11 protein-coding genes and 2 pseudogenes are annotated in these 12902 nt (G+C 63.4%); 9 read left to right on the top strand and 4 right to left on the bottom strand.

Annotated features, from left to right (window positions below):
• Positions 1-183 (bottom strand): hypothetical protein (locus tag X728_RS1000000171235; protein ID WP_210164491.1); only part of this gene is annotated, 183 nt, incomplete at its 3' end.
• 199 nt (positions 184-382) lie between these two features.
• Positions 383-1127: pseudogene (locus X728_RS137560) on the bottom strand (GntR family transcriptional regulator).
• Positions 1128-1294: 167 nt separating this feature from the next.
• Here X728_RS137560 and X728_RS137565 point away from each other — a divergent pair.
• The 9 genes and pseudogenes from X728_RS137565 (at position 1295) to X728_RS137605 (ending at position 10932) form a co-directional block, all read left to right on the top strand.
• The gene (locus tag X728_RS137565) at positions 1295-1915 is read left to right on the top strand and encodes an amino acid synthesis family protein (protein ID WP_050589982.1); all 621 of its coding nucleotides are present in this window, start codon (positions 1295-1297) and stop codon (positions 1913-1915) included.
• Positions 1908-3707 (top strand): alpha/beta fold hydrolase, encoded by a 1800-nt coding sequence (locus tag X728_RS137570; protein WP_023833206.1) that lies wholly within the window; start codon positions 1908-1910, stop codon positions 3705-3707. The genes X728_RS137565 and X728_RS137570 overlap by 8 nt, the downstream gene beginning before the upstream one ends.
• Positions 3704-4741 carry an LLM class flavin-dependent oxidoreductase gene (locus X728_RS137575; RefSeq protein WP_023697483.1) on the top strand — a complete coding sequence of 346 codons (1038 nt, stop codon included), beginning with the start codon at positions 3704-3706 and terminating at the stop codon, positions 4739-4741. Before X728_RS137570 ends, X728_RS137575 begins: the two co-directional genes overlap by 4 nt.
• 10 nt (positions 4742-4751) lie before the next feature.
• Positions 4752-6140 (top strand): annotated as a pseudogene (locus X728_RS1000000169780) (aldehyde dehydrogenase); the annotation flags it as partial.
• Positions 6141-6202: 62 nt separating this feature from the next.
• Positions 6203-7141: an ABC transporter substrate-binding protein gene (locus X728_RS137585; RefSeq protein ID WP_245266231.1), complete on the top strand. Its 939-nt coding sequence runs from the start codon at positions 6203-6205 to the stop codon at positions 7139-7141.
• A gap of 59 nt (positions 7142-7200) precedes the next feature.
• Complete coding sequence (locus X728_RS137590) at positions 7201-8061, top strand: ABC transporter permease (RefSeq protein ID WP_023697486.1); 861 nt, start codon at positions 7201-7203, stop codon at positions 8059-8061.
• Between the two features lies 1 nt (position 8062).
• On the top strand, positions 8063-8863 hold the full coding sequence (locus X728_RS137595; protein WP_023697487.1) for an ABC transporter permease: 801 nt from the start codon (positions 8063-8065) through the stop codon (positions 8861-8863).
• Entirely contained in the window at positions 8860-9936 is a 1077-nt protein-coding gene (locus X728_RS137600) for an ABC transporter ATP-binding protein (RefSeq protein ID WP_023833203.1), read from the top strand. Before X728_RS137595 ends, X728_RS137600 begins: the two co-directional genes overlap by 4 nt.
• Before the next feature lie 405 nt (positions 9937-10341).
• Positions 10342-10932, top strand: a complete 591-nt coding sequence (locus tag X728_RS137605; protein WP_023833202.1) for a flavodoxin family protein — start codon at positions 10342-10344, stop codon at positions 10930-10932.
• A 544-nt stretch (positions 10933-11476) separates the two neighbouring features.
• Here X728_RS137605 and X728_RS1000000171185 read toward each other — a convergent pair.
• Entirely contained in the window at positions 11477-11785 is a 309-nt protein-coding gene (locus X728_RS1000000171185; protein WP_196815123.1) for an SRPBCC family protein, read from the bottom strand.
• A complete protein-coding gene (locus tag X728_RS1000000168040) occupies positions 11736-12536 on the bottom strand; it encodes a Rieske (2Fe-2S) protein (protein WP_023833200.1) in 801 nt (266 codons plus the stop codon). The genes X728_RS1000000171185 and X728_RS1000000168040 overlap by 50 nt, the downstream gene beginning before the upstream one ends.
• Between the last annotated feature and the right edge of the window lie 366 nt (positions 12537-12902).

The raw sequence follows: 12902 nt of genomic DNA, 5'->3' as shown, positions 1-12902 counted from the left end.
GGATTCAGGCGCCACCTGGCGGAGCTGAAACTGCAGCTTGTCGATCAGGGTTACAGTTTCGTACCCAACATGACCGCGAATGATCTGCCCGTCCGAGGACCGATATCTGAGACCAAACGCCGTCTGGTTGGCTCGCGCCAATTCAGCTGTTCCCACCCATACTGGCGCGATGAATGACTCCACGCGACGGNTCGATGACCGTGAACTCGAACGGCAGCTTACCGACGAGCGCTTCCTAGAAGCAGACCGTCCGGATACGGCTCCGAAGCTGCCGGACCGCTTTGCGGGTCATCTCAGTCGTAAAGTTGCATTTTCGTTGCCGGGAAGCAGACATTTTCTGCAAGGCGCTTCGAAGGGTTGGATAGGCTAGGCTCACGCGGACCTAGACCAGGCGAAGTTTATCTCGAGCGATCTGCCACGCCGATTCGACATGTCGCCGTGCCGCCGCTTCCGCTTCATCGGGCTTGCGCGCCCTTATCGCATCCATGATCTCATTCATCTCGGTGATCGCCGNCCGCCGCTTCCGCTTCATCGGGCTTGCGCGCCCTTATCGCATCCATGATCTCATTCATCTCGGTGATCGCCGCTTCGCGCCGGTTGGTCGAGACGATGGTCATCGAACGAAGCTGGTTGATGCGGACATTCAGCCCGGAGACGATTTCCCAGGCGACACGCTTGTCGGCGGCCTCGAACAGCGCCTCGTAGAATTTGGTCGTCGCCCGCATCACCGCAGGCGGCGTCGCCGACGCCCACGCATCGAACAAATCCGCCAGCGCCCCTTCGAGCCTTGCCAACTGCTCGCCGGTGGCCGACAGGGCACAGGCTCGGGCCGCGATGCCTTCAAGCAGAGCCCGAAGCTCGTAGATCTCGTCGGTACGGCCGAGGTCCGGCCTGGCGACGGCCGGCCCATGCCCAGGGATCATCTGCACGAGCCCCTCTGCCTCCAGCTGCCGCAGAACCTCACGCACGACGGAACGGCTGACGCCGAGCTGGTCGCAAAGCGGCCGTTCGACGAGCCTTTCGCCAGGCTGGAAATGGAAATCCATGATCGCTTCGCGCATGCGCTCCAGCGCCAGCGTCCTCAAGGTCTTGGCGCTGCGGTCGATGCGAAGCGTGTCGTCTGGCATGTATGCCTCCTGCGCCGCTACCAAAACAGATTCGACGCCCGGTTGACAAGGTACTTGGCGCTCCATATCATGGTATACCATAAGATGACAACGGACGTCCCGAGGCATTACCTACCGAGGAATCGATGCAGCCCGCCATTCGTAAGATCGTGACTTATACCGAGAACATGCTGATCGAAGGCGGCAAGGCCGCCCCCCGGCCGCTGCGCCTTATNCGTAAGATCGTGACTTATACCGAGAACATGCTGATCGAAGGCGGCAAGGCCGCCCCCCGGCCGCTGCGCCTTATCGGCGTCGCCGCGGTGCTGACCAATCCCTGGGCCGGTCGCGGCTTCACCGACGATCTGTCGCCCCAAATCCGAGCCTGTGCGCCGGTGCTGGGGGAGATCCTGACCCGCGAGATCGTTGCCGTCGCCGGTTCCGGCGAGGCTATCGAGGGCTATGGCAAGGCCGCCATCTGCGGTACGTCGGGCGAGATCGAGCATGCGTCGGCGCTGATCCACACACTCCATTTCGGCAATCATTTTCGCCGTGCCGTCGGCGCCAAGACCTACCTTGCCTTCACCAACCTGCGCGGCGGGCCAAACACGCCGATCATGATCCCGCTAATGGACAAGAATGACGAGGGACGGCGCTCGCATTACCTGACCGTTCATTTCCAGATCGGCGATGCGCCGGCGCCGGACGAACTGGTGGTCGCGCTTGGCGCTTCGATCGGCGGTCGCCCGCATCACCGCATCGGCGACCGCTATCAGGACCTCAAGGAGCTTGGGGACGTGCATGGCTGATGCTTCTGCATGGGCTCTACAGGGCACGGCGCCCGACGGCACCGGCTTCATCCGGGCCGGTGTCGGTACCCCAGTGCTGTTCATCCATGGTGTCGGCATGAACGCTGCGATCTGGCAGCCGCAGCTCGAGCGCATGGTTGGCCGCTTCGACGCGATCGCCATCGACATGCTCGGCCATGGTCAGTCGCCGCTGCCACCTCAAGATCCGGAACTGGCCGATTATGCCGACCAAGCCATTCGCCTCCTCGACCATCTCGGCCTCGACAAGGTATCCGTCGTCGGCCACTCGATGGGTGCACTCGTTGCTCAGGAACTCGCGCTGCGCGCACCGGAGCGCGTCCGCCGCATCGTTTCCCTGAATGCCGTGTTCCGGCGTCCACCTGAACTGGCCGAAGCCGTTCGCCAGCGCGCGGTCGCGCTCAACGGCCGCAGCGATACGGCCGGCACGGCACGGACCATCGCCCGCTGGTTCGGCGATCCGGTGCCGGCCGAGTTGGAAGCGGCAGCGCAGAAGACGGCATCCGCACTGAGCGCGGTCGACCCGGAAGGCTATGCCCGCACCTATCTCCTGTTCAGTCGTGCCGACGGCGATCATGCTGATCGCCTGCCGACGCTGGCCGTGCCGGCCCTGTTCATGACCGGCTCCGAGGACAGGAACTCTTCACCGGCAATGTCAGCCGCGATGGCACGCCTGGCGCCGCATGGCCGCTGCACGGTACTGCCAGGTGAGAAGCACATGATGGCGGTCGCGGCACCGGACCTCACCACGCGCTGCATCGTTGACTTCCTCACAGAGGACGAAGCGACCGAACAAGACGGCCCTGCGGAAGCAAATACCGGGTTCGACAGCGGCGAATTCCGCCGTGCGCTTGGCTCCTTCCTCACCGGCGTCACCATCGTCACCACGATCGGCCCCGAAGGCGAGCCGCGCGGCTTCACCGCCAACTCCTTCACCTCGGTGTCGCTCGATCCGCCGCTGGTGCTGGTCTGCATCGCACACAAGGCGCTTGGCCATCCCGTCTTCGCGACATCGAAGAGCTTCGCCATCAACGTTCTCAACGAGGGTCAAAAGGCAGCGTCCGGCATCTTCGCCTCGAAAGTGGCCGACAAGTTCGCCGCCGTTGCCTGGCGGCCGGGACGGACCGGCAGCCCTGTGCTGGACGGCTCCGTCGCGTCCTTCGACTGTGACATGGAGCGACTGGTCGAGGCCGGCGATCATTCGATCCTCATTGGGCGCGTCCGCGATTTCGAGCACAATTCCTCGCAGCCGCTCGGCTATTGCCGCGGCGCCTATGTCGCACCCGGCCTCAGCCAGGACGCGCTCGCCGCAACCCAACCCGGCACCGATGTTGGCGCCATCCTCGAAAATGGCGGCCGGATCCTGTTCGTGGAAACCGCGGACGGTTTTGAACTGCCGCGTGGCCGAGGATTGGGCTCGGCCAGCGACGGCAAAAGCCTGCGAGGGCTGCTTGCGGCGAAAGCCATCGAGGCTCAGCTCGGCTTCCTTTTCGCCGTCTGGGACGATGCCGGACCTGTTTCACGTACGCATGTCTACTATCGCGGCACGTTCGACGTGCCCGCTTCCAGCGATCGCGGCATCCGGCTGATCGAGATCGACGCGATCGAAGGATTGAAGATCGCCGATCCGGCGATCCGCTCGATGCTCGCGCGCTATGTCAGGGAATGCTCGGTGGATGCATTCGGTGTCTATGTCGGTAACAATGTCGAAGGCGAGGTCCGGCCGCTCGCCAGCGCCGGCGCTTCCGCCGTCAATACAGGTGACCAGCGATGAAATTCTCGCTTTTCGTGCACATGGAACGATCGGACCTGGCCAAGCCGCATTCCGAGCTTGTGACCGAGCTAGAAGAACTGGTCCTGCTGGCCGAGCAGGCAGGGTTCGAGACCGCCTGGATCGGCGAGCATCACGGCATGGAATTCACCATCTCGCCGAACCCCTTCATCAACATCGCCTATCTCGCCGCCAAGACCAGCCGCATCCGCCTCGGTACCGGAACCGTGATCGCGCCCTTCTGGCACCCGATCAAGCTTGCCGGCGAAGCCGCGATGGCCGACGTAATCAGCGGCGGCCGGCTCGACATCGGCATCGCGCGCGGCGCCTACAGCTATGAATATCAGCGCATCTTTCCAGGCCTCGACGCCTGGGGGGCCGGCCAGCGCATGCGCGAGATCATACCGGCGATCCGCGGCCTCTGGGACGGCGACTTCGAACTCTCCGGCGAGTTCTGGCAATTCCCGGCCACCACCTCCTCGCCCAAGCCGCTGCAGAAACCCTACCCGCCCATCTGGGTGGCGGCCCGCGACCCGAATTCGCATGATTTCGCCGTCGCCAATGGCTGCAAGGTCCAGGTGACGCCGCTGGCTTCCGGCGATCACGAGGTGACCAGCCTGATGCAGCGCTTCAACGGCGCCTGCACCGCGCATCCCGAGATCGAACGACCGGAAATCATGCTTTTGATGCACACCTTCGTCGCCGAAGACGCGACCGATGCCGATCGCCTCACCCAGGACCTGTCGACTTTCTACTGCCAGTTCGGCGCCTGGTTCCAGAACAAGAAGCCGGTGCATCAAGGCATATTGGAGCCGCTGACGGCGGATGAGATCGCGGCCATGCCGCAATACGCGCCGGACAAGATCAGGCAGAACCTGGTGATTGGCGAGGCTGATGAGGTCATCGCCCGTTTGAAGGCTTATGAGGCGCTCGGCTACGACCAGTATTCGATCTGGATCGACAGCGGCCTTTCGCACCAGCGCAAGATGAAATCGCTGCAATTGTTCATCGACCGGGTGATGCCGGCCTTCCTCTGATCGCGAGCCCATGACCGACGCTGTTTTCAGGAACTTCATCGACGGCCGCTTCGACGAGCCGTCCGCCACGTTCGACAGCGTCGACCCATCGGCCGGGACGGCCTGGGCCAGGATGCCGGCGGCGAGCGAAGCCGATGTCGACCGTGCCGTCGAGGCGGCGCACCGCGCGCTGCGCTCAGACCTATGGCGAAGGATGACTGCGACAGCGCGTGGAAAACTGCTGGTCAAGCTCGGCGACCTCGTCGCCGCCAATGCCGGGCGCCTTGCAGAACTCGAGACGCGCGACACCGGCAAGATCATCCGCGAAACCCGCGCCCAGATCGCCTATGTCGGCGATTACTACCGCTATTATGGCGGGCTTGCCGACAAGCACGAAGGCGCGCATGTGCCTGTTGACAAGGCGGATCTCGACGTCACCATACGCCGCGAACCGATCGGCGTCGTTGCCGCGGTGGTGCCGTGGAATTCGCAGCTCTTCCTCTCGGCCGTCAAGCTCGGCCCGGCGCTCGCCGCCGGCTGCACCATCGTGCTCAAGGCCTCCGAAGATGGGCCGGCGCCGCTGCTTGCCTTTGCCGAATTGGTTCATGAGGCCGGCTTTCCAGCCGGTGTCGTCAACATCCTCACCGGCTTTGGCCATGATTGCGGCCGGCGCCTGACCAGCCATCCGCTGGTTTCGCGCGTCGCCTTCACCGGCGGTCCGTCGACGGCGCGCGCCGTCGTCAGGAACACGGCGGAAAACCTTGCCTACACCACGCTCGAACTCGGTGGCAAAAGCCCGGTCGTCGTCTTTGCCGACGCCGACCTCGACAGTGCCGCCAATGCGGTGGTCGCCGGCATTTTCGCGGCGACCGGCCAGAGCTGCGTCGCCGGCTCGCGGCTGCTGGTTGAACTTTCGGTGAAGGATGAATTCCTCGCTCGCCTGAAGCGCAAGGCCGAGGCGATTCGCATCGGCGATCCGCAGGATCCGGCGACCGAAATGGGTCCGCTCGCCACGCTGCGGCAGCGCGACTGGATCGAGAAGGTTGTCGCGGAAAGCCTCACCGCGGGCGGCATGCTGGTCACCGGTGGAACACGGCCAGTCGGCAGCGGCTTCTACTACGCACCGACCATCATCGATGCCGGCGGCAGCGATCTGCCCTGCGTGCGGGAGGAATTGTTCGGACCGGTGCTCAGCGTGCTTGCCTTCGACAGCGAAGCGCAAGCGCTGGCACTCGCCAATGACACGCCGTTCGGCCTGGCTTCCGGCGTGTTCACCAGCAATCTCGGCAAGGCGCATCGCATGGCGCGCGACATCCATGCCGGCGTTGTCTGGGTCAACACCTATCGCGCCGTATCGCCGCTCGTTCCCTTCGGCGGCTACGGCCTGTCGGGCCTCGGCCGCGAAGGCGGTCTCGACGCCATCAGAGACNAGACGTGTGCTCTTCCGATCTGCTCGCGGCGACAGCCGCCAAGGCCGATGAGATGGCGTTCACCAGCTGGGGCGGCACCACGCAGGAGGCGCAGACCAAGTCCTGGGCCGCCCCCTTCGAGGCCAGCTCCGGCATCAAGGTTTTGCAGGATGGACCGACCGACTACGGCAAGCTCAAGGCCATGGTCGACGCCGGCAACGTCACCTGGGATGTCGTCGACGTGGAGATGGATTTCGCCATCAAGGCCGCCAAGGACGGACTGCTCGAGCCGATCGACTATGCGGTCGTGCCCAAGACCGATCTCGACCCGCGCTTCAGCAATGAGCATGCCGTCGGCAGCTTCTACTATTCCTTCGTGCTCGCCTGGAACAAGGGCGCCGTCCCGGGCGAACCGGCCGGCTGGGCCGACATGTTCGACACCAAGAAGTTTCCCGGCAAGCGGACCTTCTACAAATGGTCGGCGCCGGGCGTGATCGAGATCGCTCTGCTGGCCGACGGCGTGCCGGCGGACAAGCTCTATCCGCTCGACCTCGACCGTGCCTTCAAGAAGCTCGACACCATCAAGTCCGACATCGTCTGGTGGGGCGGCGGCGCCGAGTCGCAGCAGTTGATCGCCTCCGGCGAGGCCGCCTTCGGGCAATTGTGGAACGGGCGCGTCTTCGCCCTTCAGCAGGACGGCACCGATGTCGGCGTCTCCTGGAACCAGAACCTCACCGCCGCCGACGTGCTCGTCGTGCCGAAGGGTACCAAGAACAAGGCCAGCGCGATGAAGTTCCTTGCCGCCGCCACCAGCCCGACCGGCCAAGCGAAATTCGCCGAAGCAAGCGGCTATGCGCCCATCAACACCAAGGCCAAGGCGGAGATGCCGGCCGATGCCGTCAAGGCCCTGCCAGATGCCCATGTCGAGGGCCAGATCAATCTGGACATGAACTACTGGGCCGAGCATCGCGACGAGATCGCGACGCGCTGGTATGCCTGGCAGACCAAGTAACGCCGTTGCAGACCCACGGGGCGCGGCTTGCGCGCCCCGTTTCGAGACAGGACCGCTCGATGCAAGGAAATTCTCCTAGACGCGGCTCGATCGTCGGCCTCCCGGCCGGCAGTGGCAGCGCCTTGCCGGCCCTGCTCCTGGTCGGGCTGTTCTTCATCGTGCCGGTGATCGCCCTGCTGCTGCGCAGCGTCACCGATCCCGAACCGGGCTTGCAGAACTACGCGGCGCTGTTCGGCAGCGGCACCTATGTGCGGGTGTTCCTCAACACCTTCCTGGTTGCATCGGTCGTCACCGCCGTCACCATCCTGGTGGCGTTCCCCGTCGCCTGGATGCTGGCGATCATGCCGCCCGCCCTGGGCTCGATCGTCTTCGGCATCATCATCCTGTCTATGTGGACGAACCTTCTTACCCGCACCTATGCGTGGATGGTGCTGCTACAGCGCACCGGTGTGATCAACCGGGCACTGATGGGCCTGGACATCATTCACGAGCCGCTGCCGCTCATCAACAATCTGACCGGCGTCACCATCGGCATGGTCTACATCATGCTGCCCTTCATGATCCTGCCGCTGGTCGGCACACTGAGGGCGATAGACCCGATGACGCTGCGCGCGGCAGCCCTTTGCGGCGCAAGCCCGTTCGAGGCCTTCCGCCGCATCCTCTTGCCGCTGTCGCTGCCCGGCGTCGCTGCTGGCGGCCTGATGGTCTTCGTCATGTCGCTTGGCTACTTCGTCACCCCGGCCCTGCTCGGCGGCACATCGAACATGATGCTGGCCGAGATGATCGCCCAGACGGTGCAGTCGCTGCTCAACTGGGGGCTCGGCAGTGCGGCCGCCTTTGTCCTGCTTGCCGTCACCATGGCGCTATACGCGATCCAGCTTCGCCTGGTTGTTGCCAGGCGCGCCGGGGGAGGGACCTGACATGCTGCTCGACTATGAACGGCTCGGATGGCTGCGCATGGTGCTTGGCGGCTTCACGGCGGCCGTCGCGGCTTTCCTGCTGCTGCCGGTGGTCTTCATCGTGCTCCTGTCATTCGGCTCGTCGCGCTGGCTGGCCTTTCCGCCACCCGGGTGGACGCTGAAATGGTATCAGCAGTTGCTGGGCGACCCGACCTGGATCGATGCCGCGCTGACCAGTGCCCGAATTGCCGCCATGGCCGCTATCCTCGCCGTCATCATCGGCCTGTTCGCCTCCTTCAGCCTGGTTAGGGGTGAGTTTCGCGGACGCCAGGTCCTGCGCGGCTTGCTGTTGACGCCGATGGTGCTGCCAGTGGTCGTTTTCGCCATCGCCATCTACGCCTTCTTCCTGCGCATCGGCCTTGCCGGCACCACGGTCGGCTTCGTCATCGCCCACACCATCTTGGCGCTGCCTTTCGCGATAATTCCGATCACGGCCGCGCTCGAGGGTTTTGACAAATCCATCGAGGACGCGGCCATCGTCTGCGGCGCCAGCCCGCTGCAGGCGAGGCTTAGGATCACCTTGCCGTCGATCAGGATCGGCATCTTCTCGGCGGCGATCTTCTCTTTCCTGGCCTCATGGGACGAGGTCGTGGTGGCGATCTTCATGGCGAGCCCGACCTTGCAAACCTTGCCGGTGAAAATCTGGGGCAGCCTGCGCGCCGACCTCAGCCCGGTCGTCGCCGCCGCCTCCAGCCTGCTTGTCGGCTTGACCTTGTGCCTGATGATCGTGACCGCACTCCTTCGCAGAAAATTGTCCAGATGATCCCTCCCTTCCTGTCCATACGCGCAGTAAGAAAGACGTTCGGTGCCTTCGTCGCCGTCCACGACGTAACCATCGATGTGCCCAAAGGTGAATTCCTGACGTTCCTCGGCCCGTCCGGCTCCGGCAAGTCGACGACGCTCTACGCCATTGCCGGTTTCCAGGATCCGAGCTCTGGCGATGTGCTTCTGGAGGACATGTCGCTGCTTTCGGTTCCGTCGCACAAGCGCAACATCGGCATGGTTTTCCAGCGTTACACCCTGTTTCCGCATCTGAGCGTCGCCGAGAACGTCGCCTTTCCGCTGCGCGTGCGCCGCCGGCCCGACGGCGAGGTCAAGCGCAAGGTTGCCGACATGCTGGCGCTGGTGCGCCTCGAAAACTTCGCCGACCGCCATCCGGGCGCGCTGTCTGGCGGCCAGCAGCAGCGCGTGGCGCTTGCACGCGCGCTGGCCTACGACCCACCGATCCTTTTGATGGACGAACCGCTGTCGGCACTCGACAAGAAGTTGCGCCAGGAGATCCAGGCCGAGATCCGCCGCATCCACCGCGAGACCGGCGTCACGATCCTCTATGTCACGCATGACCAGGAGGAGGCGCTGCATCTTTCCGATCGCATCGCTCTGTTCAGGGAAGGCCGTATCGAACAGATCGGCACCGGTGAGGATCTTTACCTCCGGCCGGCGAGCGAGTTTGTCGCCGGCTTCATCGGCAACTCGAATTTCTTGCCGGCCGAGCATCTGCTAACCGCAGGTGGTGCGTCGACGGTCCGCCTGGTCGACGGCTCGATCGTGACCGGCGTAAAGACGACAACATCCTTTGGTCAAGGCCAAAAGGTGCGCCTGATGGTACGCCCCGAAGCCTTCCGCCTGACGCCCGGGCCAGCGAGCGCAGCACTCGCCGTCGAGATCGTCGATACCGCCTTCTTCGGCGACCGCCGGCGCATCGTGGCGCGCACGGCGGCCGGGGAAGATATCGACGTCAGGCCAACCTCCGATGCAGAGGAAGCGGACAGCGCCATCGCACCGGGTCAACGCATTTTCTTCGATCCTGCCTCGGCATTCCTGTTCCCTGGCTAGGGCTTGGATTGCGCCCTGTCAGGTCGATTCCATTGCGGCATGAAAGTCCGCTTGTGAAAATTCATGCTTAGAAGCTGACAGTCCCATTTCGGCCCCAAGCTGTTATGCTGGCGATCCCTGTTTCTCCTATGGCCCGGCCGCTTCCGGGCGGCGGAGCTGGGGAAGCGGACATCCGCCGAACTTCGTAGACGAGGCCCTTTCATCTCGGCCATTCAGTAGCCGCCAGGGTTCCTGGATGCCGACGTTGCTTATAGCAGCGAAGCAATCGATACCGCCGCTCTTGCCACCTCGTATCGTGATGACGGTTGCGAGGGAGAATGCAGCTAGTGCACAGTAGCCTCGGAGGTGAAGATGTTGTTCGCGTCACACTCCGATCATGTTCGTGCCGCGCACGAGGATCCTCACATGGACAAAGCGACGACCATCGTTGGAATAGACTGTAGCCCACGCGCGTCCAGTAACTCAGGGCGGATGCTCGGCGAGGTTCTTCGCTCGCTCGAGAGAGATCGGCTGGTGAAGGTCGTGGAACAGGTGCGTCTGGCCGATGAGCGTATCGACTGTCTCGGGTGCGAGCAGTGTTATCAAACGTTCGGATACCACGGTGACGGGATCGATCGTGTTCTGTCATTCATGAAAGAGTCGGACGTGATTCTGATGGCTACTCCCACCTGCTTCGGAATGCCGCCGGCCCTGGGCGTCGTCTTGCTCAACAGATCGGATCCCCTGTGGCGCGACGGACAACAGCTCAAAGGAAAACTCGGAGCGGTCATCGTCAACGGCGCCAGCGATCCCTCGGACGATCCGAGTGTGCGCCTATGCGCGGACAACATGATCAAGTTTCTCGAGCAGCACGAGATGCCCTGCGTCCAGCCGGTCCATCTGGGCGGAACGCTCGCGTATCCCGAGCAACGGTTTCCAGACCCGCTCCCCGCCGGTACAACAGGCGTTCTCGGTCAATTGGCTGACGAGATCCGGCAGTGGGTCGGGAGCAGGTGATGCCGGCACATCTCTTGCTCAGTATTCTGTGCGAGAGTCGTTGCTCAGCTGGTCCGCGCTGCACTGCCGCGGAGGAACCGTGACGCCAGAAAAAGACAGCTTTCACATCGACAGCGTCGACGAGGTCGTAAGACGCGGTCGACATCAGCCCAAGCTGAGCGGTAGCAATTCGATCCTCGAACCCAGAAGCTTGGTCCGCGAACGGCCAGTTGGGCCTGCAACGGCAGCTTCGAGCAATCGTCGGCGACAGCGGAGCGACTGGAATGGGATCGGCAGCAGAACGGCAGCTTCTTGCAACTTCCCGGCGAAAAAACCGACGGTATCGGCCTCGTTCCAGCTGTCACGGGTCCGGCCGGTAAGAGCGCCCGCTAAACTTGGTCGTCAAAGCCGCGTTCGCCGATCTGCTCTGCGCATTGAGCGAGTTCCGATTGCCGCGACGCTCGTAACTAGTCTTACCGTGCCCGCCCTATACCCTCGACTGGCCGGGGGCTCTCGTGCCGGCGCCGAGCCGGAGCACTATGGCGGACAAGGACACCAGGGGCGGTCACAGTCCCAGTGCCGCAGCGAACCGTTCCTGGAAATACTGCACTCCCCGCTCATGCCGCCCCGAGAGCGGGCCGGAGCTATATGCCCCTGCGGCATAGTTGCGATGCGTATCGGGGCAGATGGTGTAGTCCTCGCGTACCACGGCCAGAGTGCCTTGCACGGATTTCGCCCTGCTCTCGGATGCTTCAGCAGCGATATCGGCAAAGAAGAAATGGTAATGCTGGTCTGTGTGATGCGGTGAGGTCGGATTGATCCGGCTAACGTTCATGCCGCCATCGAAAAGCGACAGCGTCCAGTTCGGCCACATCCAAAGCCATTTGCCGCGATAGAACAGATCGTCTTTCGGCGGTGCGGTCATCCGGACTAACCGGGATGGGCGGTGGTCTGGAAAGCTTCGAAGTCGATGGCAGCGTAGAACGAGGGATGCGTGCCAGGGGTGTGGTAGCCTTCGACGAATTGTCGGTGTAGATCTTCCAGTTCGCCGCAAAGCTGACCGTGGCCTGATCGGTGGCGGCATAGGTCTCCAACGGCTCGTCCGCCAGTTCGGCGGGCAGAGAGCCAAGTTGATCCAGAAGACTTTCCTTCGGGTCAAGTGCCGCGAAGAGCAGCCCGCGCCATTCGGACAACTGCACCGTGTCCAGCGGCCAGTCTTCAGCGATGATCGCGGGATCCTTGCCATACCATGGGGCCTGCAGCAGCCGCCCGGTGTCGGCAAAGGACCATTTGTGATAGGGGCAAACGATCAGCCCACATTTGCCCGCGCCATCGGCCAGAAGTTTCGCCCCCCGGTGGCGGCAGACGTTCTTAAATCCGCGCAAGGTCCCGTCCCGGCCCCGGATGGCAAAGATCGGCGTGCCGGCGATGTCGATGGCAAGGTATTGACCGGACGTCGCGACCGAGGCGACAGGGCCCATGAACTGCCAGGTGTGCGCGAAGATGTTGCACCGCTCCTGCTGCCAGATATCATCGCGGACATAGAGCGACGGGTCCAAGTTCAGGTATTGCACGGGCGGAGTGTCGAGTGGCGGGTGGTCGGGGCGCAAGGTATCTGGCGTCATAGGCTAACCTCCAGTTCCGGCAATCCTGTCGTAAGCGGGGCGACATCCCAAGGGAACTGGCTCTGCTGCGCACAGCCTGTAAGCCGGGTGCAATTTTGCTCTAACGCAGATTTGCTGGAGTTGCGGTTCATTTCCAATTCGCCGACCTAGTTGTCGACCGCGATCAACACGTCGGATGCCATAACAGCAGCATGGGCTCCAGGCCGACCTCGAGCCCAGTTCGTCGCCTGATGAACGGCGGGTCAGAATGGTGCGGTTCGCGCGCGAACGACGCGGATGGGGTCGGTTGCCGAGGTTGTGTGCGTCAAGTTCTGCAAAATGGGGCAGCCATGATGCTGGTCATGCGGCTTGGCGCAGAGCGAGCTT

It is taken from the genome of Mesorhizobium sp. L103C119B0 (assembly GCF_000502235.1).
GTDB lineage: Bacteria > Pseudomonadota > Alphaproteobacteria > Rhizobiales > Rhizobiaceae > Mesorhizobium.
Note: the sequence above shows the minus strand (reverse complement) of the source record. Positions and strands in the feature narration are given on the sequence as shown.

Bases quoted from the DNA above. Each gene is read 5' to 3' on its own strand.
- X728_RS137595 (WP_023697487.1), top strand. From the start codon at position 8,063: ATGCTGCTCGACTATGAACGGCTCGGATGGCTGCGCATGGTGCTTGGC.
- X728_RS137605 (WP_023833202.1), top strand. From the start codon at position 10,342: ATGGACAAAGCGACGACCATCGTTGGAATAGACTGTAGCCCACGCGCG.
- X728_RS137585 (WP_245266231.1), top strand. From the start codon at position 6,203: ATGGCGTTCACCAGCTGGGGCGGCACCACGCAGGAGGCGCAGACCAAG.
- X728_RS137590 (WP_023697486.1), top strand. From the start codon at position 7,201: ATGCAAGGAAATTCTCCTAGACGCGGCTCGATCGTCGGCCTCCCGGCC.
- X728_RS1000000168040 (WP_023833200.1), bottom strand. From the start codon at position 12,536: ATGACGCCAGATACCTTGCGCCCCGACCACCCGCCACTCGACACTCCG.
- X728_RS137600 (WP_023833203.1), top strand. From the start codon at position 8,860: ATGATCCCTCCCTTCCTGTCCATACGCGCAGTAAGAAAGACGTTCGGT.
- X728_RS1000000171185 (WP_196815123.1), bottom strand. From the start codon at position 11,785: ATGTGGCCGAACTGGACGCTGTCGCTTTTCGATGGCGGCATGAACGTT.
- X728_RS137570 (WP_023833206.1), top strand. From the start codon at position 1,908: ATGGCTGATGCTTCTGCATGGGCTCTACAGGGCACGGCGCCCGACGGC.
- X728_RS137575 (WP_023697483.1), top strand. From the start codon at position 3,704: ATGAAATTCTCGCTTTTCGTGCACATGGAACGATCGGACCTGGCCAAG.